The sequence below is a fragment of the Aliiroseovarius halocynthiae genome (assembly GCF_007004645.1).
GTDB lineage: Bacteria > Pseudomonadota > Alphaproteobacteria > Rhodobacterales > Rhodobacteraceae > Aliiroseovarius > Aliiroseovarius halocynthiae.
The window spans coordinates 58,846-78,949 of record NZ_ML660025.1 but is presented as its reverse complement, the minus strand read 5'-3'; the positions used below and the strand labels follow the sequence as shown (position 1 = coordinate 78,949).

The following is a 20,104-nucleotide window of genomic DNA, read 5'->3' as shown; positions in this document are numbered from 1 at the left end:
AATTGTTCTGTTTTCCGAGGAAATCTCGTGCGAAAAGGTAAAGTACTGCGCGAATTCTACGCAGAAGTTAGGTGTGAAGTGTTGACGTAAGTATGGCGACTAAGGGCATTCAAAGCCGCAATCGGCAGGAAATTACAGGGCGGATACTGACCGCTGCTGAACGTGTGTTTGCCGAATTTGGATACGCAGGGGCGTCGATCAGCCGGATTGCGGCTGAGGCGGGCATCCCGAAGTCGAATGTCGTCTATTATTTTGAAACCAAAGAGCTGCTTTATCGTCGTGTGGTGGGCGAGATCTTTGATATCTGGCGGGCTGCTGCGGACAGCATCACGGTGGACAATGATCCTATCCGGGCGCTGGGCGACTATATCGACACGAAGCTCGATCTGGCGCGCACGCGGCCCTTTGGCTCGAAAGTGTGGGCGAACGAGATCATCCAGCGCGCGCCGATTGTACAGGACTATTTGGAAGACGAGCTTCGGTCCTGGACTGAAGATCGGATCGTGGTGATCGAAGCGTGGATCGAGCGTGGAAAAATCCGACCAATCAGTGCGCGTCATCTGCTTTATGCGATCTGGGCCACGACACAGCATTATGCGGATTTCACCCATCAGATCACCACGCTGAACGAAGGTGTCGAGCTGACGAACCGTCAGTGGGAAGACACGAAAAATGCTGTCAAAGACCTGCTTTTGTCAGGTGTACAAATACATGGTGATGGGTAATGGCGCGGGCGGGAACAACGGCGCGGAAAACGCGCAATCAGATGGAAAAGCGGCAGGCGATCTTCGAGGCTGCTTTGGACGTTTTTTCGGAAAAAGGCTTGCGTGGCGCGACGTTAGAGCAAGTGGCCAAGGCGGCTGGGCTGTCCAAGCAGAACGTGGTCTACTACTTCAACGGCAAAGACCAGATCTATGCCGAACTTCTGGAAAGCTTGCTTCAGAAATGGGTGCAGCCGCTGCATGACCTGTCCGCCGAGGGCGACCCGCTGGACGAGATCCTGACCTATGTCTCGCGCAAGGTGCAGATGTCACGCAACATGCCGCGCGAAAGCCGCCTGTTCGCGACGGAAATCCTGCATGGCGCTCCGCGATTGGGTGACGTGCTTCCGACCGATCTGAAGACATTGGTTGATGACAAAGCAGCCATCATTCAGGGCTGGATGGACGCGGGCAAGCTGGCGCCGCTTGATCCGCATCACCTGATCTTCTCGATCTGGTCGATGACGCAGCACTATGCTGATTTTGACGTGCAGGTGCGGTCTGTCTTGGGGCCAGAGCGCTCGGCCACGCGGTTCGAGGATGCGGAAGCCTTCATTAAGGATATGCTGATCAGGACGCTTCAGCCTTAAGCAGCATAAGCAGCGCCAGTAGCGTGGCGAAGACACCCAAAAGCAGCATCAGCGGCTGGGTCTTGCCATGTAGCAGCAGATCCCACAGCACCACCCAGCTGGGCACCAGATAGGTGTAGGCCATGACCTTGCCTGCTGGCAGACGTTGGGCTGCGTATTGTAACAGGAAGAACGATCCGGCGGTGGCCGCAACGGCCAGATAGATGATCACCAGCCAGACGGCGGGCCGCAGGGCAGCATAGTCCGTCGCGATCAGATCTGGTGCGCCGTAGATGGCCGTGACAATCAACGCGCCCAAAATGGTCCCGAACGAGGTCTGCACCGGTTTCACATCATGGGCCAGCTTGCGAGCGAGCGCTGGGACCATCGCGTGGGCGAAGGCGCCAAGCGTGAAAAGGGCTTCACCAAAGCCGATCTCAAACCGCAAAAGCGCGTTTAGATCGGCGCGGAAGATCACCCATATGGCACCCAATGCCCCTATGGTTAGGGCGATCAGGGTCCAACGGCTGGCGTATTGCCGCGCGATGACATAGCCGAAGCCAGCGGCCATCAAGGGGGTCAGGGTGAATACGGCGGCAGTTGATACAGCAGACGTGACACGCAGCGCCTCGAACATCGTGATGAAATAGACCGCCATCAGTCCCCCCATCAGGCCAAAGCGCCAAAAGCGGTGAAACACTGGGGCCAGTGGCACACGCATCGCTTTCGCGACGGCCATCAGCAACGCAGCCGCCAATGCAAAACGCACGGTGCTCAGCGCCGCCGGGGCCATGTCGCGGGCCACGATATGTCCAAAGGTGAAGGACAGCGACACCAGCATCGAAAAACTGAGCATCGCCAAATGGCCCTGCCACGCAGGCGGCAGGGCCGAAGGGCTTTTACTCCGCAGCGGCTGCACTGGGGTTGTTGGGGTGGGTTGTCCAGTTTGCATACTCATCCGCAACAGGCTTTCCGGTCCGTTCATCCATCGCGCCGGGCGCAATGGTTTCCATCGTGATGCAGCCTTCGACGGGGCAGACATTGACGCACAGGTTGCATGCAACGCATTCGTCGTCTTTCACGTCAAAAACCCGATCCTCTGACATGCTGATTGCCTGATGCGAGGTGTCTTCGCAAGCGGCATAACACCGACCGCATTTGATGCAATCCTCCTGGCTGATCCGCGCCTTCGTGACGTGGTTCAGGTTCAGATACTGCCAGTCGGTGACGTTCGGAACAGCACGCCCGATGACCTCGTCAATCGAGCTATAACCCTGTTCGTCCATCCACTGGCTCAGGCCCGAGATCATCTCTTGCACCACTTTGAAGCCATAGGTCATGGCGGCGGTGCAGACCTGCACATTGCCCGCACCAAGCGCCATAAACTCGGCCGCATCGCGCCATGTGGTCACGCCGCCGATACCGGAAATCGGCAGGCCGTGCGTGCCGGGGTTGCGGGCGATCTCGGCCACCATGTTCAGGGCGATGGGCTTCACGGCTGGCCCACAATAGCCACCATGCGTGCCTTTACCGTCGATCATGGGTTCGGGCGACATAGCGTCCAGATTGACCGACGTGATCGAGTTGATCGTGTTGATCAGGCTGACCGCATCGGCCCCTCCATCTTTCGCCGCTTGAGCGGGCATCAGAATGTTGGTGATGTTCGGTGTCAGCTTCACGATCACCGGCAGGTCGGTCGCGGCTTTACACCAACGGGTGACCATCTCGATGTACTCGGGCACCTGGCCAACAGCCGATCCCATGCCGCGCTCGGCCATGCCATGCGGGCAGCCAAAGTTCAGTTCGAACCCGTCGCATCCGGTTTCCGCGATGCGTGGGATGATTTCCTTCCACGCCTCTTCTTCGCACGGCACCATGACCGAGGCGATCAGCGCGTGGTCAGGATAGTCCTTCTTCACGCGGGTCATTTCGGCAAGGTTCACTTCAAGCGGGCGATCCGTGATCAGTTCGATATTGTTCAGACCCAAAAGGCGACGGTCTGCCCCGTGAATGGCGCCATAGCGCGGGCCGTTCACGTTGACGACGGGCGGGCCTTCCATGCCGAGCGTTTTCCAAACCGCGCCGCCCCAGCCAGCCTCGAACGCGCGACGGACGTTGTATTCTTTGTCCGTCGGCGGTGCCGAAGCCAGCCAGAACGGGTTGGGAGACGAAATTCCAAGAAAATTTGATGTCAGATCAGCCATTAGCTTGCCCCTTTCAGGCTGGCGTGGATGTCCATGGCCGCATCGCGACCTTCGGCAACGGCAGTGACGGTCAGGTCATCCCCGCCCGAGGCACAGTCGCCCCCAGCCCAGACACCTGAAATACTGCTGCGTTGCGCATCGTCGACTTTGATCTTGCCGCCGTCCAAGGCCAGTGCCTCGGGCGTGTCGCCCAGCTTTTGACCGATGGCTTTGAACAGCTGATCGGCGGGCAGGGTGAAGGTTTCGTCCAGCGTGACCAGCTTGCCGTTTTGCGTTTCCGTATAGGCAAAGGTGACGCCGGTTAGTGATCCGTTGCCTTCGACGCCCACCGGGGTTGCGTTGCAGATCAGGGTGACGCCCTTCTGCTGCGCAAGTTCCTGTTCGAAGGTGGACGCGGCCATTGCCTCTTGCCCGCGACGATAGACGATCGAGACCTCTTCCGCGCCCAGAAGCTTTGCCTGCACACCCGCATCAATCGCGGTCATGCCACCGCCGATGACGACGACGCGACGCCCAACGGGCAGGGTGGTCATGTCAGATGCCTGACGCAGATCGGCGATGAAATCGACGGCGTCATGGACGTTGTCCTTGTCTTCGCCATCCATTCCCAGAGCATTCACGGCACTCAGGCCCATGCCAAGGAAGACCGCGTCGAAGTCGGTTTGTAGCGCATCCAGAGTGATGGCGCCACCAAGCGATTGCCCATAACGGATCTCGATCCCGCCGATGGACAGAAGCCAATCCAACTCGCGCTGGGCGAAGTCGTCGGTTGATTTGTAGGCGGCGATACCGAATTCGTTCAGGCCGCCCCCTTTGGCACGCGCCTCGAACAGCACGACGTCGTGGCCCAGCGTGGCCAGACGGTGCGCGCAGGACAGGCCCGCGGGGCCAGCGCCAACGACGGCGACCGATTTCCCGGTCTTGTCCGCGCGGGTGAACGGATGGGTGTTTGACGCCATAACGGTGTCAGTCGCATAGCGCTGAAGGCGTCCGATTTCGACCGGTTTGCCTTCTGCGGTTTCGCGCACGCAAACCTCTTCGCACAAGGTCTCGGTCGGGCAGACGCGGGCGCACATGCCGCCCAGAATGTTCTGCTCCAAAATGGTCTTCGCAGCAGCCTCGGGCGTGCCCGTGGCAATCTGCCGGATGAAAAGCGGAATATCGATCGAGGTCGGGCAGGCCGTCATGCACGGTGCATCGTGACAGAAGTAACAGCGATCGGCTGCGACCAGTGCCTCGTGTTCATCATATTCCGGGTGAAGGTCGGTAAAGTTGTCGGCAACTTGCGTCGGGTCTAGCCGCCCGGCTGCAACGCCGTTTTCCCTGTTGATATGTGCCATAGCTGGTTCCTTGGATTGGCTTTGGTGCATTCAGTAGGGCATAGATTAAAAAATTTTACCAGATGGTAAAACAAATTTCTGTAGCGCAGGGGTGCCACATCGGAACGGGGCCATGGGGCGCTGACGATCATCGCAGGCCAGAAAACGAGAAAGCCGCGACAGCGGTCGCGGCTTTAGCTGTTTGATATTTAAGTCAGATCAGGCGTTGAACAGGAAGTGCAACACGTCGCCATCCTTGACCATGTATCCCTTACCCTCGGCGCGCATCTTGCCAGCCTCTTTCGCCGGTCCTTCGCCGCCCAATTCGACGTAATCATCATAGGCAATGGTCTCGGCCCGGATGAAACCGCGTTCGAAATCACCGTGAATCACGCCAGCGGCCTGTGGCGCCATGGTGCCCTCGCGGATGGTCCATGCGCGGGCCTCTTTCGGGCCGACGGTGAAATAAGTCTCCAAGTGCAACAGTTCGTAACCAGCACGGATCAGACGATCCAGACCTGCTTCGGTCAGGCCCAGCTCTTCCAAGAACATCTCCATGTCCTCGTCGTCAAGCTGGCTGATTTCTTCTTCGATCTTGGCAGAGATTACGACGGAAGCGGCACCCTGTGCGGCGGCCATTTCTTCAACGGCTTTTGAATAATCGTTGCCGGTGGCCGCGTCGCTTTCATCGACGTTACAGACGTAAAGGATCTTCTTCGTGGTCAGAAGCTGAAGCAGCTTCCACGCTTTCTTGTCTTCCTCGTCAACCTCGACGGTGCGGGCAGGCTGGCCATTTTCCAGCGCTTCCTGCGCGGCGGCCAGAAGACGATCCTGCTGCAGGGCGTCTTTGTCATTGCCCTTCAGCTTGCGCACCAGACCGGCGCGGCGTTTCTCGATGCTTTCCAGATCGGCCAGCATCAGTTCGGTCTCGATCACTTCAGCATCTTCAACCGGGTTCACGCGGCCATCGACGTGGGTTACGTCGCCATCATCAAAGCAACGCAGAACGTGGGCAATCGCGTCAGTTTCGCGGATATTGGCCAGAAACTGGTTGCCCAGACCTTCGCCTTTGGATGCGCCTTTCACCAGACCGGCAATATCCACAAAGGTCATGCGGGCTGGAATGATCTCTTTCGACGATGCGATTGCAGCCAGTTTGTCCAAACGCGCGTCTGGCACGTTCACTTCGCCCGTATTGGGCTCAATGGTACAGAACGGAAAGTTTGCAGCCTGCGCGGCGGCCGTTTTGGTCAGTGCGTTGAATAGGGTCGATTTACCGACATTCGGCAGACCCACGATACCCATCTTGAAACCCATCACGGCCTCCGTCGTTGAATTACTCGGGCGTTCTAGGGCTTTGACAGGCTGGGCGCAAGCGTGGTCCAATCGGAAGGCATGAAATGGAGGAGGATGACAAATGCAACCTATTCCCTATGTGTTTTTCAAAGACAGCGCACGCGCGGCGATGACCCGCTATGGTGAGATCTTTGGCAACGCGCCTGAGATCATGTCGTTCAAGGACATGCCAGACGAAGACCGCGCCCAAATGCCGGGGGTGCCGGATGACGCGGTGATGCATGCCGGGTTGGCGATCGGAGACGGCTGGCTGTTTGCGAGCGATGACCCCAATGACGACGCCACCTTGATGGCAGGCTGCAACGTCTGTGTCGCTCTTGCTGGTGACGATGAAACGCGACGCGTGTTCGATGCCCTTGCCGAAGGCGGAGAGGTGCGCATGCCGCTTACCCCGATGTTCTGGACGTCATTATTTGGAACGCTTACCGACAAATATGGTGTGCGCTGGATGATCATGGCTGAAAGCGAGTATCAGTGACCCATTGATTTTCCCGTCCCGCTTGGGCAAACCGGGCGGGACCAAGGAAAGGACCGGGCATGACTCGCATCGACGCCAAATTCGCCGCGCTTAAGGAAAAGGGCCAGAAAGCCTTTGTTGCCTACATCATGGGCGGTGATCCTGATGTGGAAACTTCGCTTGAAGTGATGAAAGGGCTGCCTGCGGCTGGTGTGGATGTGATCGAGCTGGGGGTGCCTTTCACCGACCCGATGGCGGATGGTCCGACCATTCAGCTGGCCGGTCAGCGCGCGCTTGGTGCAGGCATGACCCTGCAAAAGACGCTGGATATGGCAGCCGAGTTCCGCAAGGAAGATGACACCACTCCGATCGTACTGATGGGCTACTATAACCCCATCTACAATCGTGGCGTGGATCAGTTTCTGGTCGATGCGAAAGAGGCTGGCGTAGACGGCTTGATCGTCGTGGACCTGCCCCCAGAAGAAGATGACGAACTGTGCATTCCTGCCCAAAAGGCGGATTTGAACTTTATTCGTCTGGCCACGCCGACCACGGATGAAAAACGGCTACCCAAAGTGCTGCAGAACACCTCGGGCTTTGTGTATTACGTGTCCGTCACCGGGGTGACCGGCTCGGCCGAGGCGCAAACCGGAGATGTCGGACCGGAAGTGGCGCTTATCAAAGCCGCCACTAACATCCCTGTAATTGTTGGCTTTGGCGTGAACACACCCGAAAAAGCCGAGGCGATTGCAAGCGTGGCGGACGGCACCGTTGTCGGCTCGGCCATCGTGTCGAAGATTGGGGCGGGCGAACCTGTCGCCGATATTCTGGACTTCGTGAAGACCTTGGCAGACGGCGCACACCGCGGCTAAGGCGCGGCTGATTAGATCACGGCGCTCTCACCAAAAGGGGTGCCGGTGACGATCCGCTCATATCCAAACGGGGACAAATCCATGCTGCGATAACCGCCATGGGCGATTATCTCGGCCAACCCGCGTCCCATTGCAGGCGCTTGTTGAAGCCCGTGACCCGAGAACCCATTGATAAACTGGAAGTTTTCAATGTCTGGGTGCGGTCCAAGAATGGCGTTCTGGTCCAGCGTGTTATAGGCATAATGCCCCGCCCATTCGGTGACGATTTTCAACGCCTCGAACTGGGGAATGCGGGTGGCGATATGCGGCCAGACATGGGTTTCCCAGATACTGTGGTCCATGTGGAAATCATCCGGCGCGACGGCCACGTCGTCATGCGGCGCGGCACCTACCATATAGGTTTCCGGCCCGTCCTGACGAAAGTGGATGCCACTTGGGTCTACGGTCAGGGGCAGGGGGCGGTCCAACGGATTGGCTGCGCTGAACACCCAAGTGAAGCGTTTGCGAGGTTCAATCGGCACGTCCAGCCCAGCCATTTTCGACAGAAGCGCCGCGCGAGGGCCTGCGGCGTTGACCAAGTGGCCGCAGCCGATTTGTGTGCCATCCAAAAGCGTGACCGAGGTGGCGCGTGCACCATCTGTCTGAACGTCCGTAACGTCGCCCGACAGGTATTCCACACCCGCCTCGATGGCTTTGCGGCGGAACCAATCGAACAGCGCGCCTCCGTCCCAATAGCCTTCGTCCTTGGTGCCGTGACTGCCGAGAATGATGTCGTTCAGATCATAGAACGGGAAGGCCTCGGCCAGTTCGTCACGGGTTAGAATGCGCGTGCCCGCGCCAAGTGCCGATTGCATGGCTTGGGCGGCTTTCAGTTCCTCGGCCCGTGCGTGGTTATCGGCCAGATATAGGTATCCGAAATCTTGAACGGACAGGTTTTCGACACGCTCATCCCCACCCATATTGGTACGCAGGCCTTTTATGAACTGAAGTGTGAACTGTGAAGATTTTACGTTCAAAGGCTCGGAAAACTGCTGCCGAATGCAGGAATTTGTATGTGCCGTCGAACACTGTTCGAAGCTGGGATCGCGCTCGATGACAAGAATTCGCCCATCGAAGTCCACGTTTTGCGACAACCACCATGCGACCGAGGATCCCATGATGGCGCCCCCGACAATCACGACGTCATAGGTGTTGTGTTCGGGCTGGGTGCGGAACGTCCGTTGGCTCACTGAGGGCTCCTGTTGTTGGGGGTACGCCTGATCACGCGCGACCGGTGGCGGACAAAGCCCAGTCCAGCACGGCGTCATGATCTGGTGCGATTTCTTCCGCTTCTCCCACGAAGGCCATGAACGCGTCGCGTGACCCTTCGCTTAGCCCGATAATGGCGGGAATGTCTTGTGCCAAAGCTTGCCCAATGGCTTCGCGGAACCCGCGGCCTTCGGCCTCTTGCTTGCCGAACTTGTTGACCAGCAGCAGATCAGCCCCGTTGCGCAGACGTTCCTCGGTCTGGCCCACGGCTGTTTCCAGTGCCTCGGGGTTCAGCTTGCACCCCCGCGCATTGGCGCCAAGATACTGGCTGATACGAATTTTAGGCCCGTCGGGCAGCACCAAGACATCCATATCGCAGTGATGTTCTTCGGCCCGTTCTGTGTCCAGCTGCACCGTGCCACACAGGGTCACATCTTGATCGGTCAAGGCCTGCGCCACACCCGCCAGCAGAAGGTTCGTCGTGCCCCGACCGGGCGCAATTACATATGCAAGTTTCATCGGCTGCTCCCTTTAAGACTGACTTGGCAATCCTTCTGGGGCTTGTCAATCATGCGCGCGACATGTCTTCATGACCGCAGTCAGTTGGAGCGCCATATGAAACCTCAGATCCCGTCCCATGATGATCCCGCTGATGCGGATGCCCGTAAAGCTGTTAAGCCGGTCATTTGCTATCCGGTCGACGGTTTGACACCGCCGGATCTGGATCTTTATCAGGCGGCACGTGCAACGGCGCAGAAGGTGGACGAGGTTCTGGTCCCAGCCCGAGATGCGCGGACATTCAGCGTGCCCGCGGGCCAATTCTTTCGTATTTCTTCAGTTCAGGGGCCGCAGGTGGGGGATTTGAACCTGTGGAACGCCGACGACCTGTCCGAGCGGTTCTATTCGGGCAAAACGCGCGCGTTGCACGGGACGCATCTGTCGGTGTCTGACCGGATGTGGGCCAGTTTTCCGGCGATGCGGCCCATGGCGACGATCGTTGATGACTCGCTGGATTGGTATGGGTTCGACGAATTTGGCGGCTCGGTCCATGATGTGATCGGCACGCGCTGTGATCCTTATACGAATAACTTGTTGTCAGGCGGGCAGTATCATCACTGCTGCCATTCCAACCTGACCCGCGCCTTGGCCGATCATCTGGGCTGTTCACTGGACGAGGCACAGCCGCATGTTCATGATGTTCTGAACGTCTTCATGTGCACGGGGTTCACCCGAGATACTGGGCAGTATTTCATGAAGGCCAGCCCGGTGCGTCCCGGCGATTATCTTGAATTCTTTGCGGAAATTAATCTTTTGGGCGCGCTCAGCGCCTGCCCCGGAGGAGATTGCTCGGATCGGCATAGTTCGGACAGTGCAGCCTGCTACCCGTTGTTGGTCGAGGTCTTCGCGCCAGCGGCTGGCGCGCTGGGCGACTGGCAATCGCCGCCAGTGAATGGATATGACCAAAGCCATGGACGCTAAGGATTTCCCCAGCTTGCGTCTTTGACTGCAACCCATAGTGTAGGGGCTGAATGCAAGAAGGAGTTTGCCATGCGATCCCTCGGCTGGCGGTTTATAATTGTGGGCGTTCTGTGCCTTGTGATGTTCATCCCCTTGACGATGGTGTCGGACATCGTGAATTCGCGGAAACACTATTCCGAAGATACGGTCCGTTCGGTCGGGCAGGAATGGGGGGGCGAGCAGACGATCTCGGGGCCCAAAGTTGTCATCCCGGTCAAGGCGCGGGTAACCGTGACCGAGCTTCATAATGTGATCGACAAAGCCACCGGTCTTATTATGCGCGATAAAGAGACCGGTAAGAATTTGCAAAAGCTTGTCGAAGTAGAGCAGATCGAGAACCGAGAGCCATTGTACATCTACCCAGATGTGTTCGACGTGCAGATCTCGACCGAAACCCAGATGCGCCATCGTGGAATTTTTCAGGTGCCCGTCTATCAGGCGAAAACCAATATCGCGACGACGTTCCCATTCGATCGGGTCGAAGCCACTCTGGACGAAGGCGAGTTTGCCGTTTGGGGCGAAGCCGACTTGCGATTGACGGTCAGTTCGAACCGGGCGTTGCGGGGGGAAGCGCGCTTGATGTCCGACGGGAACGAGGTCCTGATGGAGCCTTTGGGCGAAGGGGCGGGATTGGTTGCCAGATTGTCCGGCGGAAAAGCTCAGAACGCATTTGATCTGGTGCTGGGCCTGAACGGTGCGGCGCAGCTGCGCGTGGCACCAGTCGGGCGTATCTCGACTGTCGAGATGAACAGCGACTGGCCGGATCCCAGCTTTGGCGGAGCGTTCCTGCCAGATGGGTCCGAGATTTCCGAAGATGGGTTCACGGCCAAATGGACGATCCCGCATCTGGCCCGCAGTCTGCCACAAATTTCGCGCGTGGATTATGAACCGACTGCGCGGCGGGACACGTCTTTTGGCGTTAGCTTCTATCAACCCAATGATTTTTATCAGAAAGCCTGGCGTGCGGCGCGATATGGCATTCTGTTCGTGTCCCTGACATTCTTGACGGTGCTGCTGATCGATATGCAAAGCAAGCGTCCGGTGCACCCAGTTCAGTATCTGCTGATCGGGTTGTCGCAGGCGGTCTTCACGCTTCTGATGCTGGCTTATGCCGAACAGATCGGCTTCACCGCTGCCTATATCGGGTCGGCTGCGGCCTTGATCCTGTTGCTGCTGATGTTCGGGCGGTTCGCGCTGAAACTTGGATCCCGCACATGGGTGCTGGGGGGCATGTTGGTGCTGTTATATGCGGTGCTCTATTTGATCCTCTATTCCACCGATTATGCATTGCTGGCAGGGGCGACGCTGGCCTTCATTGCAATCGGGGCGACCATGTACGCCACGCGGAACGAGGAATGGTACGGCGAAGATGGGCCAGGACAGGGGCTGTTTGGCAAACGGACGCCCAAATCCACTGAGGTCCCGAAAGGGCCAGAGGTTCCGAAAGATGCAGACCCCGCGCAAACGGCAGAGGACCCACTGGCCACAGCGGCGGCGACCAAATCTGAAGGGCCATGGCCAACGCTGTCCAAAGAAGACTAAAAAAAGAGGCGCCCCGGGCGCCTCTTTACATTTCCTGCTGGGGTTGGCGATCAGGCAAACGCAGCTTCAAGCGCGATTTCAACCATGTCTCCAAACGTCTTCTCGCGTTGGTCTGATGGCAGCGCCTCGCCTGTTTGCAGGTGGTCCGAAACGGTCATGATCCCCAATGCCCGCACACCATAGCGGTTGGCCAGCGTGTACAGCTCGGCGGCCTCCATCTCGACCCCCAGAATACCGTGGCGGGTCATCTGTTCGTTCAGGTCCGGCCGTTCGTCATAGAACGTATCCGAAGAATAAATCCCGCCGACATGCACGCCAACATCGCGTCCACGTGCAGCAGACACGGCGGCTTCCAGCAGGCCGAAATCGGCACAGGGCGCATAGTTCAGCTCGCGGAACATGGTCGACGACGGTGTGGCCACTGTGGTGCAGGTCATCGCGATGACGACGTCGCGAATTTTAACCTGTGGCTGCATCCCACCGCATGACCCAATCCGGATCAGTGTTTTCGCGCCATAGTCACGGATCAGCTCGTTCGCGTAGATCGAGATTGACGGCATCCCCATGCCCGATCCCTGAATGGTAACGCGATTGCCTTTATATGTGCCGGTAAAGCCCAGCATTCCGCGCACCTCGTTGACCAACTCGGCCCCTTCAAGAAAGTTTTCGGCCGCCCAGCGGGCGCGATAGGGGTCACCCGGCATCAGCACGGTTTCAGCGATTTGGCCTTTCTCGGCCCCGATATGGACGGTCATGGTCAGCTCCTATACTCATGAGATTCACAGGCAAAGGAGTCCCCCGTGCGCTGGATCATATTACCATTCTTTATCATGCCAAGTATCACCCATGCGCAAGAGGCAGCCGAGGTGACGCTGGTGAAACAAGTCTTTGCGCAGTTGCAGCCGAAGTCGATCCGCTGGAACCGCGAGTATTGCGGGTATATCGGGTATGATGCGGACGGCGCACTTGTGGCGTCACGTCCAGCGCCGGGAAAACGGGATTCTTGCTTGCCTGATGACCCCGAAAACCTTGTGACCATCCTGTCATCGTATCACACCCATGGTGCGTTCACGACGGACTATGCCAATGAAGTGCCCTCGGGGAATGACATGGAAGGGGATGAAGCCGAAGGGATCGACGGCTGGGTCGCCACACCCGGTGGGCGGCTTTGGTATATTGATACCGAAGATATGGTGACCACACAGATATGTGGGATCGGGTGTCTGCCAATGGACACGGAATTTGTGCCAGGCGACATGGGGTATGTCGCCGGAAGCTATCACTATGATGAGTTGGTTAAGAAACTTGAAGAAGGGGACGAGTGACACCCGCCCCCAACGGAATTACTCGGCCGCGACTGAAGATGGCGCAACCAGCGTCACGATGTCTTCCATGATCGTGTTCAGCTCGAAATCCTTCGGTGTATAGACCTTGGCAACGCCCATGGCGCGCAGACGCTCGGCGTCTTCGTCGGGGATGATGCCGCCGGCCACAACCGGTACCTCGCCCAAACCTGCCGCTTTCATACGCTCTATCAGCTCTTCCAAAAGCGGGATGTGGCTGCCCGATAGGATCGACAGGCCAACCACATGGGCCTTGGTTTCAATGGCCGAGGCCACCAGCTCTTCCGGTGTCAGGCGGATGCCTTCATATGTGATGTCCATGCCGCAATCGCGGGCGCGGGCGGCGATTTGTTCAGCACCGTTCGAGTGTCCGTCCAGTCCCGGTTTGCCGACCAAGAAGGTCAGGCGGCGACCCAGAGCGTCCGATACAGCGTCGACACGGTTGCGGATTTCGTCCAAGCCTTCGGTGCGGTTTGACGGGTTCTTCGACACGCCAGTCGGCGCGCGATACTGGCCAAAGGTCTGGCGCATCACTTCGCCCCATTCACCTGTGGTCACGCCGGCTTTGGCGGCGGCGATCGAGGACGGCATGATGTTTTCGCCCGACTTGGCGGCGGCTCGAAGGGCGTTCAGAGCGTCCTGAACAGCCTTGTCGTCACGATCCACGCGCCATTGTTCCAAACGAGCGATCTGATCCGCTTCGGCTTCTTTATCTGCAACCATGATGGCCCCATCCCCAGCGGTCAGCGGGCTTTCGGTGGTCTCTAGCCATTTGTTCACGCCAACCACGGTGGTGTCGCCGATCTCGATCTTGCCGATGCGGGCGGCGTTGGATTCCACCAGACGCGACTTCATGTATTCGATGGCAGCAACTGCTCCGCCCATCCCGTCGATCTGGGCCAGTTCGGCACGTGCACCGTCTTTCAGCTCGGCCACTTTGCGTTCCACGGCGGGGTTTTCGTCAAAGAGGTCGTCGAACTCCAGAAGGTCGGTTTCATAAGCCAAGATCTGCTGCATGCGCAGCGACCATTGCTGGTCCCACGGGCGGGGCAAGCCAAGCGCTTCGTTCCATGCGGGCAGCTGCACCGCGCGCGCACGCGCGTTTTTTGACAGCGTCACGGCCAGCATTTCGATCAAAATGCGGTAGACGTTGTTTTCCGGCTGCTGCTCGGTCAGGCCAAGGCTGTTCACCTGCACACCATAGCGGAAGCGGCGGAATTTCGGATCTTCAACGCCATAGCGCTCGCGGGTGATTTCGTCCCACAGCTCGACAAAAGCACGCATCTTGCACATCTCGGTGACGAAGCGGATGCCGGCGTTCACGAAGAAGCTGATACGGCCGACCATGGCGGGGAAGGCCTCGGCGGGGACCTTGTTTTTCAGGTCATCCAGAACGGCGATGGCAGTGGCAAGCGCGAAGGCAAGCTCTTCTTCCGGCGTCGCTCCGGCTTCTTGCAAGTGATAGGAACACACGTTCATCGGGTTCCATTTCGGCAGATGCTCGCGCGTATATGCAGCCACGTCCGTGATCATGCGAAGGCTGGGTTCGGGCGGGCAGACATAGGTGCCGCGCGACAGGTATTCCTTGATGATGTCGTTTTGGACTGTGCCTTGCAGCTTCGAGACATCCGCGCCCTGTTCTTCAGCGGCGGCGATATAAAGCGACAGCAGCCACGGCGCAGTGGCGTTGATCGTCATCGAGGTGTTCATCTGCTCAAGCGGGATGTTGTCAAACAGCGCGCGCATGTCGCCCAGATGGCTAAGCGGCACGCCAACCTTGCCCACTTCACCCCGCGACAATTTGTGATCGCTGTCATATCCCGTCTGGGTCGGCAGGTCGAACGCGACCGACAGCCCGGTCTGACCTTTGGCCAGATTGGTGCGATACAGTTCGTTCGAGGCCTTGGCGGTCGAGTGACCGGCATAGGTGCGGAAAAGCCAGGGGCGGATGGTGTTGGACGACATGGCAGAGACTCACCGTTTTGTTGCGCTGCAGCATTTTTAGTTGCGCAAGAAAATTACGCAAGGGGTAAAATGGAGGGAATAAAGTTACGTGACGTGGCGCTCCCGCCTGGAATGCGTCGGCCCTTTGGGCCTTGAAACCAGTTGGGGGTGGCCCTCGCTGCGCTTGGGGGGGCAGGTGTTGCTTTACCTTTGTGCAAAATGGTGAGACAGATTTTACATGACGCGTGTGGTGGAACTTCCTCTTTGGTTGCTGGTTCTTATCTTGGCTTTCGCCACGGTGACCTTCGCATCCCATTTCTTGTTTCCTTCGGTGCGCTGGTTCTTTCGTAAACGGCTTGAACGGGCGGTTGCGCGGTTGAACGAACGTCTGGAACGGCCAATCGAGCCGTTCAAACTGGCACGGCGCTATGACATGGTGCAGCGGCTGTCCTATGATCCGGAAGTGGCCAAGGCCATTGTTGAACATGCGCGCAAGGCAGGCATCCCCGAGCAAGTTGCGTTCGAGAAGGCGCAGCGCTATGCACGCGAGATTGTGCCTCGTTTCTCGGCTACGGCCTATTTCGGGTTCGGCATACGGATGGCGAAACTTCTAAGCCGCGCCTTCTATCGTGTGCGGTTGGGGGCGTTTGACGCAGCACGATTAAGCGAGATCGATCCGGACGCCACTGTGGTTTTCGTCATGAACCACCGGTCAAACATGGACTATGTACTGGTGACTTGGCTGGCAGCTGAGCGCTCCCACCTGTCTTATGCGGTGGGGGAATGGGCACGGGTCTGGCCGCTGCGGACGCTTATTCGCTCGATGGGGGCATATTTCATCCGGCGCAAAAGTCGTAACAACCTCTATCGTAAAGTGCTGTCACGCTACGTGCGTATGGCGACCGATGGCGGGGTGACGCAAGCCATGTTCCCCGAGGGCGGGTTAAGCCTGAACGGGGAAGTTGGTGCGCCGAAACTTGGGTTGCTCAGCTATATCGTGCAGGATTTCGTGCCGGGGGAAAGCCGCAATGTGGTCTTTATCCCGGTTGCAATGAACTATGACCGCGTGCTGGAAGACCGGGTGTTGGTGTCTGCCGACATCAAGGGAAGCCGCCGTTTTGGACTGCGGTTCAAATATGTCGCGCGCCATGTGGGTCGGCATCTGTGGCAACGGGTAACGGGCCGGTTCCACCGCTTTGGTTATGCATCGGTGTCGTTCGGCGATCCTGTGTCCTTGGTCGATTTTCTGGGCGACAACGCGCCGGAAGATATATTGGAACCATTGGGGGAAGCGCTGATGGGGCGGATACGAGATGTCGTCCCAGTGCTGCCGGTTCCAGTGGTTTCTGCCATATTGCTGGCACAAGACGGGCTTACGGATGATCAGATCACGCAGAAGTTTCAGGATCTAATCCAGTCCATGGATGCGCGCGGAGCACATGTACATCTGCCACGCAGTGACAATGCCTATGCCGCAAAGGTGGGGCTGCGTGAACTGTTGTTACGTAAGTTGATTATCAAGACCGGCGAAGGGGAGCGTGCAACCTATAGCGTGCACGCACCGGACCGTTTGATCCTTGCCTATTACGCAAACTCGATCGCGCATTTGAGTGATGATATCGAGCCAATTCACATCTCGAATCTGACGCCTGCCGAGGTGGCAGATGCGGCGATCTTGCCCTGACGGAAAATCCGTCGCGACATAAAATTACAAAAATGCACTAATTGATGTTGCATTCTTGCTTACTGATCCGTAATGCTGCACTAGCAGCCGCAATTCTGCATTGCGGCGATAGAATCAAAACGCGCAAGATCAGGAGGCCGCCATGGCTTTGGACACGCAAACCGGCATCGCCGAATACGATGCCCCGAAGAAAGATCTTTACGAGATTGGTGAAATGCCCCCGCTCGGTCACGTCCCCGCACAAATGTATGCGTGGGCAATCCGCCGCGACCGTCAGGGTGAACCCAATCAAGCCATGCAGGTCGAGGTCGTCGAGACCCCCAAGCTGGACAGCCATGAAGTGCTGGTTCTGGTGATGGCAGCTGGTGTGAACTACAATGGCATCTGGGCCGGTCTGGGTGTTCCGGTCAGCATGTTTGATGTGCACAAGCAGGATTACCACATCGCTGGCTCGGATGCGTCGGGTATCGTTTGGGCTGTTGGTGACAAGGTGAAAAGCTGGAAAGTGGGTGATGAAGTTGTCATCCACTGTAACCAAGATGACGGTGATGACGAAGAATGTAACGGTGGCGATCCCATGTTCTCGCCCAGCCAGCGGATCTGGGGATACGAGACCCCTGATGGGTCTTTCGCTCAGTTCACCCGCGTTCAGGCGCAGCAGCTGCTGCACCGCCCCAAGCACCTGACCTGGGAAGAAAGCGCTTGCTACACGCTGACGCTGGCCACCGCATATCGCATGTTGTTCGGTCACCATCCGCACGAGCTGAAGCCCGGTCAGAACGTTCTGGTCTGGGGTGCGTCGGGCGGTCTGGGATCGTACGCCATTCAGCTGATCAACGCCGCAGGTGGCAACGCCATTGGTGTGATCTCGGACGAAAGCAAGCGTGACTTCGTGATGGGGCTGGGCGCCAAGGGCGTGATCAACCGCAAGGACTTCAGCTGCTGGGGGCAATTGCCCACCGTGAACACGCCAGAATACGACGTATGGTTTAAAGAAGCCCGCCGCTTCGGTAAGGCCATCTGGGACATCACCGGCAAGGGCAACAACGTGGACATCGTGTTTGAACACCCCGGTGAATCAACGTTCCCTGTGTCGAACCTAGTCTGTAAAAAAGGTGGTATGGTTGTGATCTGCGCCGGGACGACCGGTTTCAACTGTACCTTCGATGTCCGCTATACTTGGATGCATCAGAAGCGTTTGCAGGGCTCGCACTTTGCGCACCTGAAGCAAGCAGCTGCAGCGAACAAACTGATGATCGAGCGTCGTATCGACCCCTATATGTCGGAAGTGTTCCCGTGGGCCGAGATTCCTGATGCACACATGAAGATGTATCGGAACGAACATAAGCCCGGCAACATGTCGGTCTTGGTTCAAGCGCCGAAAACCGGTCTGCGCACTTTCGAAGACGCATTGGAAGCCGGCCCAAAATAGACGCTGTAGCTACCTTCAAATTTAACCGCCGCCTTTCTCAGGTGGCGGTTTTTGATTCGTTTTTGTGAGTCGCCTTTGTTCGAAAATATCGAATTTCCCCTAGGTAAGGTAATTTTATCACAACTCGCAACCTCGCTATATATGGGGAGTTTCATTCTGCGAGTTAGACGGCACAATTATACCTGCTAAAGTTGTCACTAGCTTCACTTTAAAGGGGTTTTGTTGTGCCAGATAAATGGATTGTGGATGTACTTACGGACCTCATGGCCTATGCTGAACAGAATGGTCTAAGTGTTACGGCGGAACAACTGGATGATGCGCGGCTCATCGCTTTGACCGAGATTTCAAACCTGTCTCGCGAGAAGAGGGAGAACGCGCGCACCTATGACGAATCGGCTCGAAGACCTTCTCTCTACCTTGCAAGCGGCGGCCACGCTTGAAGACCTGCAGGCTGTTCTTGAGGGCCTGCGGGACCACTATAAAGTCGAGCATACAGTTTATCATTGGGTGAACTCCGTCGGCGAGCGCTATGGCGCTGGCACCTATTCGGCCGAATGGGTGGACCGGTATCTTGAGAAAGACTATCTTCGGCTGGACCCCGTTATTTTCGGCTGCTTTCAAAGATTTACGCCTGTTTCCTGGACCGAACTCGATTGGTCCTCGAAGCCTGCGCGCGAAATGTGGCAGGACGCTTTGGACCATGGTTTGGGCAATCAGGGCTACACGATTCCTATACGTGGCCCTAATGGGCAGTTTGCGCTGTTTACATTGAACGCGTCGCTTGGTGACAAAGAATGGGCTCAGTTCATTGGCGACAACTCCCGTGACCTGATGATCCTTGGACATGAGTTCAACAAAAAGGCGTTAGAGTTTGAACAGGGGGGAGACGAAGGAAGCGTGCCTTCACTTTCGCCTCGTGAGTTGGCCTCGATGAGCTGCCTTGCAAAGGGAATGAGCCGCGCGCAGGCGGCAGCTGAGCTAAATATCTCGGAACATACTTTGCGCGTTTACATTGAAAGTGCACGCCACAAACTGGGTGCAATGAACACAACTCATGCAGTTGCTCGGGCGCTGTCATCAGGCCTTATTATCATTTAGTGCCCATTCTACCTCACGATGTATTTGCCATACGTTAACTAAGAAGCGAGCATTGTCCCGTTAATCACACGGACAAAGGAGCTCCACTCATGCTGCGTTATCTCTATGGCAACGATCTTTCGAAATTCCCTCTGCTGGCTGAAACCATGTTTCAAGATCGGGCGGAACAATTCTCGCGCCGTCTTGGCTGGTCTGTTTCGGTCGATGAGAACGGGTTGGAACGTGACGAATACGACGACATGAACCCGCTTTATGTCATCTGGGAACAGGCCGATGGCCGTCACGGCGGATCCATGCGGTTTCTACCTACCGTTGGGCAGACGATGGTGAATGACCACTTCAGTCATCTGACCGATGGCGTTCACATTGAAAGCCCCCTGATTTGGGAATGTACCCGCTTCTGCCTTTCCCCAAGTGCAGATCGTCGTGCATCGGCTGCGCTGGCGCTTGGCGCGGGCGAAATCATGGATACATTCAAGCTGGAACACTATGTCGGTGTCTTCGACCCGCGGATGGAGCGTATCTACCGTCTGATGGGGCTGGAGCCGGACGTGATCGGTATGGCAGGTGAAGGGCGCGACCGGATCGGTGTTGGTCTGTGGTCGATGGATGCCAGTGCGTTTGAACCGACCCTGAAAAAGGTCGGCGTGACGCGTGAAACCAGTCAGGGATGGCTGCGTTATTCGTTGTCGACAGTAGACCGCATGCCGGCGCCGCAAAAGTTGCCGCGTACCGCCTGATCAAATCCTGAGAAAAA

Annotated in this window: 19 protein-coding genes; 11 read left to right on the top strand and 8 right to left on the bottom strand. The window is 57.4% G+C overall.

Annotated elements, in window-relative coordinates:
- Positions 1–92 precede the first annotated feature (92 nt).
- Together FIL88_RS14365 and FIL88_RS14360 are read left to right on the top strand one after the other, a co-directional pair.
- Positions 93–725 (top strand): TetR family transcriptional regulator C-terminal domain-containing protein, encoded by a 633-nt coding sequence (locus FIL88_RS14365; protein ID WP_142854572.1) that lies wholly within the window; start codon positions 93–95, stop codon positions 723–725.
- The gene (locus tag FIL88_RS14360) at positions 725–1,351 is read left to right on the top strand and encodes a TetR family transcriptional regulator C-terminal domain-containing protein (RefSeq protein WP_142854571.1); all 627 of its coding nucleotides are present in this window, start codon (positions 725–727) and stop codon (positions 1,349–1,351) included. Before FIL88_RS14365 ends, FIL88_RS14360 begins: the two co-directional genes overlap by 1 nt.
- Here the strand turns inward: FIL88_RS14360 and FIL88_RS14355 are convergent.
- The 4 genes from FIL88_RS14355 to ychF form a co-directional block, all read right to left on the bottom strand.
- A complete protein-coding gene (locus FIL88_RS14355) occupies positions 1,332–2,186 on the bottom strand; it encodes a DMT family transporter (RefSeq protein ID WP_246066735.1) in 855 nt (284 codons plus the stop codon). The genes FIL88_RS14360 and FIL88_RS14355 overlap by 20 nt on opposite strands.
- Positions 2,187–2,229: 43 nt before the next feature.
- On the bottom strand, positions 2,230–3,534 hold the full coding sequence (preA, locus tag FIL88_RS14350; RefSeq protein WP_142854570.1) for an NAD-dependent dihydropyrimidine dehydrogenase subunit PreA: 1,305 nt from the start codon (positions 3,532–3,534) through the stop codon (positions 2,230–2,232).
- Positions 3,534–4,874, bottom strand: a complete 1,341-nt coding sequence (locus tag FIL88_RS14345; RefSeq protein ID WP_142854569.1) for an NAD(P)-dependent oxidoreductase — start codon at positions 4,872–4,874, stop codon at positions 3,534–3,536. Before FIL88_RS14345 ends, preA begins: the two co-directional genes overlap by 1 nt.
- Before the next feature lie 198 nt (positions 4,875–5,072).
- Complete coding sequence (gene ychF, locus FIL88_RS14340; protein WP_142854568.1) at positions 5,073–6,170, bottom strand: redox-regulated ATPase YchF; 1,098 nt, start codon at positions 6,168–6,170, stop codon at positions 5,073–5,075.
- A 100-nt stretch (positions 6,171–6,270) separates the two neighbouring features.
- Between ychF and FIL88_RS14335 the strand changes: the two genes are divergently transcribed.
- Positions 6,271–6,687: a VOC family protein gene (locus tag FIL88_RS14335; RefSeq protein ID WP_142854567.1), complete on the top strand. Its 417-nt coding sequence runs from the start codon at positions 6,271–6,273 to the stop codon at positions 6,685–6,687.
- 59 nt (positions 6,688–6,746) lie between these two features.
- A complete protein-coding gene (gene trpA / locus FIL88_RS14330) occupies positions 6,747–7,538 on the top strand; it encodes a tryptophan synthase subunit alpha (RefSeq protein WP_142854566.1) in 792 nt (263 codons plus the stop codon).
- A gap of 11 nt (positions 7,539–7,549) precedes the next feature.
- Here the strand turns inward: trpA and FIL88_RS14325 are convergent, their stop codons facing one another.
- Both FIL88_RS14325 and FIL88_RS14320 read right to left on the bottom strand, forming a co-directional pair.
- Positions 7,550–8,767, bottom strand: a complete 1,218-nt coding sequence (locus FIL88_RS14325) for an NAD(P)/FAD-dependent oxidoreductase (protein ID WP_281281314.1) — start codon at positions 8,765–8,767, stop codon at positions 7,550–7,552.
- A 31-nt stretch (positions 8,768–8,798) separates the two neighbouring features.
- Complete coding sequence (locus FIL88_RS14320) at positions 8,799–9,305, bottom strand: DUF2478 domain-containing protein (protein ID WP_142854564.1); 507 nt, start codon at positions 9,303–9,305, stop codon at positions 8,799–8,801.
- A gap of 96 nt (positions 9,306–9,401) precedes the next feature.
- On the opposite strand from FIL88_RS14320, the gene FIL88_RS14315 reads away from it, so the two are divergent.
- On the top strand, positions 9,402–10,265 hold the full coding sequence (locus FIL88_RS14315; RefSeq protein ID WP_142854563.1) for an urea carboxylase-associated family protein: 864 nt from the start codon (positions 9,402–9,404) through the stop codon (positions 10,263–10,265).
- 69 nt (positions 10,266–10,334) lie between these two features.
- Positions 10,335–11,846 carry a cell envelope integrity protein CreD gene (creD, locus tag FIL88_RS14310; RefSeq protein ID WP_142854562.1) on the top strand — a complete coding sequence of 504 codons (1,512 nt, stop codon included), beginning with the start codon at positions 10,335–10,337 and terminating at the stop codon, positions 11,844–11,846.
- A 50-nt stretch (positions 11,847–11,896) separates the two neighbouring features.
- Here creD and deoD read toward each other — a convergent pair whose 3' ends face one another.
- Complete coding sequence (gene deoD, locus FIL88_RS14305; protein ID WP_142854561.1) at positions 11,897–12,601, bottom strand: purine-nucleoside phosphorylase; 705 nt, start codon at positions 12,599–12,601, stop codon at positions 11,897–11,899.
- Positions 12,602–12,646: 45 nt separating this feature from the next.
- Between deoD and FIL88_RS14300 the strand changes: the two genes are divergently transcribed.
- Entirely contained in the window at positions 12,647–13,171 is a 525-nt protein-coding gene (locus tag FIL88_RS14300) for a DUF4329 domain-containing protein (protein WP_246066734.1), read from the top strand.
- Between the two features lie 18 nt (positions 13,172–13,189).
- Here the strand turns inward: FIL88_RS14300 and FIL88_RS14295 are convergent, their stop codons facing one another.
- Positions 13,190–15,154 (bottom strand): protein meaA, encoded by a 1,965-nt coding sequence (locus tag FIL88_RS14295; RefSeq protein ID WP_142854560.1) that lies wholly within the window; start codon positions 15,152–15,154, stop codon positions 13,190–13,192.
- A 217-nt stretch (positions 15,155–15,371) separates the two neighbouring features.
- Here FIL88_RS14295 and FIL88_RS14290 point away from each other — a divergent pair, with 217 nt between their 5' ends.
- The 4 genes from FIL88_RS14290 to FIL88_RS14275 all read left to right on the top strand — a co-directional run bounded on the left by FIL88_RS14290 (position 15,372) and on the right by FIL88_RS14275 (position 20,087).
- A complete protein-coding gene (locus FIL88_RS14290) occupies positions 15,372–16,817 on the top strand; it encodes a 1-acyl-sn-glycerol-3-phosphate acyltransferase (protein WP_142854559.1) in 1,446 nt (481 codons plus the stop codon).
- Positions 16,818–16,959: 142 nt separating this feature from the next.
- Positions 16,960–18,249 (top strand): crotonyl-CoA carboxylase/reductase, encoded by a 1,290-nt coding sequence (gene ccrA, locus FIL88_RS14285; RefSeq protein ID WP_142854558.1) that lies wholly within the window; start codon positions 16,960–16,962, stop codon positions 18,247–18,249.
- Between the two features lie 384 nt (positions 18,250–18,633).
- On the top strand, positions 18,634–19,347 hold the full coding sequence (locus tag FIL88_RS14280) for a helix-turn-helix transcriptional regulator (RefSeq protein ID WP_142854557.1): 714 nt from the start codon (positions 18,634–18,636) through the stop codon (positions 19,345–19,347).
- 89 nt (positions 19,348–19,436) lie between these two features.
- Entirely contained in the window at positions 19,437–20,087 is a 651-nt protein-coding gene (locus FIL88_RS14275) for an acyl-homoserine-lactone synthase (RefSeq protein ID WP_142854556.1), read from the top strand.
- Positions 20,088–20,104 lie beyond the last annotated feature (17 nt).

Excerpts from the sequence above, each read along its gene's own strand:
- FIL88_RS14365 (WP_142854572.1), top strand. The coding sequence starts at position 93 with ATGGCGACTAAGGGCATTCAAAGCCGCAATCGGCAGGAAATTACAGGG.
- FIL88_RS14360 (WP_142854571.1), top strand. The coding sequence starts at position 725 with ATGGCGCGGGCGGGAACAACGGCGCGGAAAACGCGCAATCAGATGGAA.
- FIL88_RS14355 (WP_246066735.1), bottom strand. The coding sequence starts at position 2,186 with ATGCTCAGTTTTTCGATGCTGGTGTCGCTGTCCTTCACCTTTGGACAT.
- preA (WP_142854570.1), bottom strand. The coding sequence starts at position 3,534 with ATGGCTGATCTGACATCAAATTTTCTTGGAATTTCGTCTCCCAACCCG.
- FIL88_RS14345 (WP_142854569.1), bottom strand. The coding sequence starts at position 4,874 with ATGGCACATATCAACAGGGAAAACGGCGTTGCAGCCGGGCGGCTAGAC.
- ychF (WP_142854568.1), bottom strand. The coding sequence starts at position 6,170 with ATGGGTTTCAAGATGGGTATCGTGGGTCTGCCGAATGTCGGTAAATCG.
- FIL88_RS14335 (WP_142854567.1), top strand. The coding sequence starts at position 6,271 with ATGCAACCTATTCCCTATGTGTTTTTCAAAGACAGCGCACGCGCGGCG.
- trpA (WP_142854566.1), top strand. The coding sequence starts at position 6,747 with ATGACTCGCATCGACGCCAAATTCGCCGCGCTTAAGGAAAAGGGCCAG.
- FIL88_RS14320 (WP_142854564.1), bottom strand. The coding sequence starts at position 9,305 with ATGAAACTTGCATATGTAATTGCGCCCGGTCGGGGCACGACGAACCTT.
- FIL88_RS14315 (WP_142854563.1), top strand. The coding sequence starts at position 9,402 with ATGAAACCTCAGATCCCGTCCCATGATGATCCCGCTGATGCGGATGCC.
- creD (WP_142854562.1), top strand. The coding sequence starts at position 10,335 with ATGCGATCCCTCGGCTGGCGGTTTATAATTGTGGGCGTTCTGTGCCTT.
- deoD (WP_142854561.1), bottom strand. The coding sequence starts at position 12,601 with ATGACCGTCCATATCGGGGCCGAGAAAGGCCAAATCGCTGAAACCGTG.
- FIL88_RS14295 (WP_142854560.1), bottom strand. The coding sequence starts at position 15,154 with ATGTCGTCCAACACCATCCGCCCCTGGCTTTTCCGCACCTATGCCGGT.
- FIL88_RS14290 (WP_142854559.1), top strand. The coding sequence starts at position 15,372 with ATGACGCGTGTGGTGGAACTTCCTCTTTGGTTGCTGGTTCTTATCTTG.
- ccrA (WP_142854558.1), top strand. The coding sequence starts at position 16,960 with ATGGCTTTGGACACGCAAACCGGCATCGCCGAATACGATGCCCCGAAG.
- FIL88_RS14280 (WP_142854557.1), top strand. The coding sequence starts at position 18,634 with ATGACGAATCGGCTCGAAGACCTTCTCTCTACCTTGCAAGCGGCGGCC.
- FIL88_RS14275 (WP_142854556.1), top strand. The coding sequence starts at position 19,437 with ATGCTGCGTTATCTCTATGGCAACGATCTTTCGAAATTCCCTCTGCTG.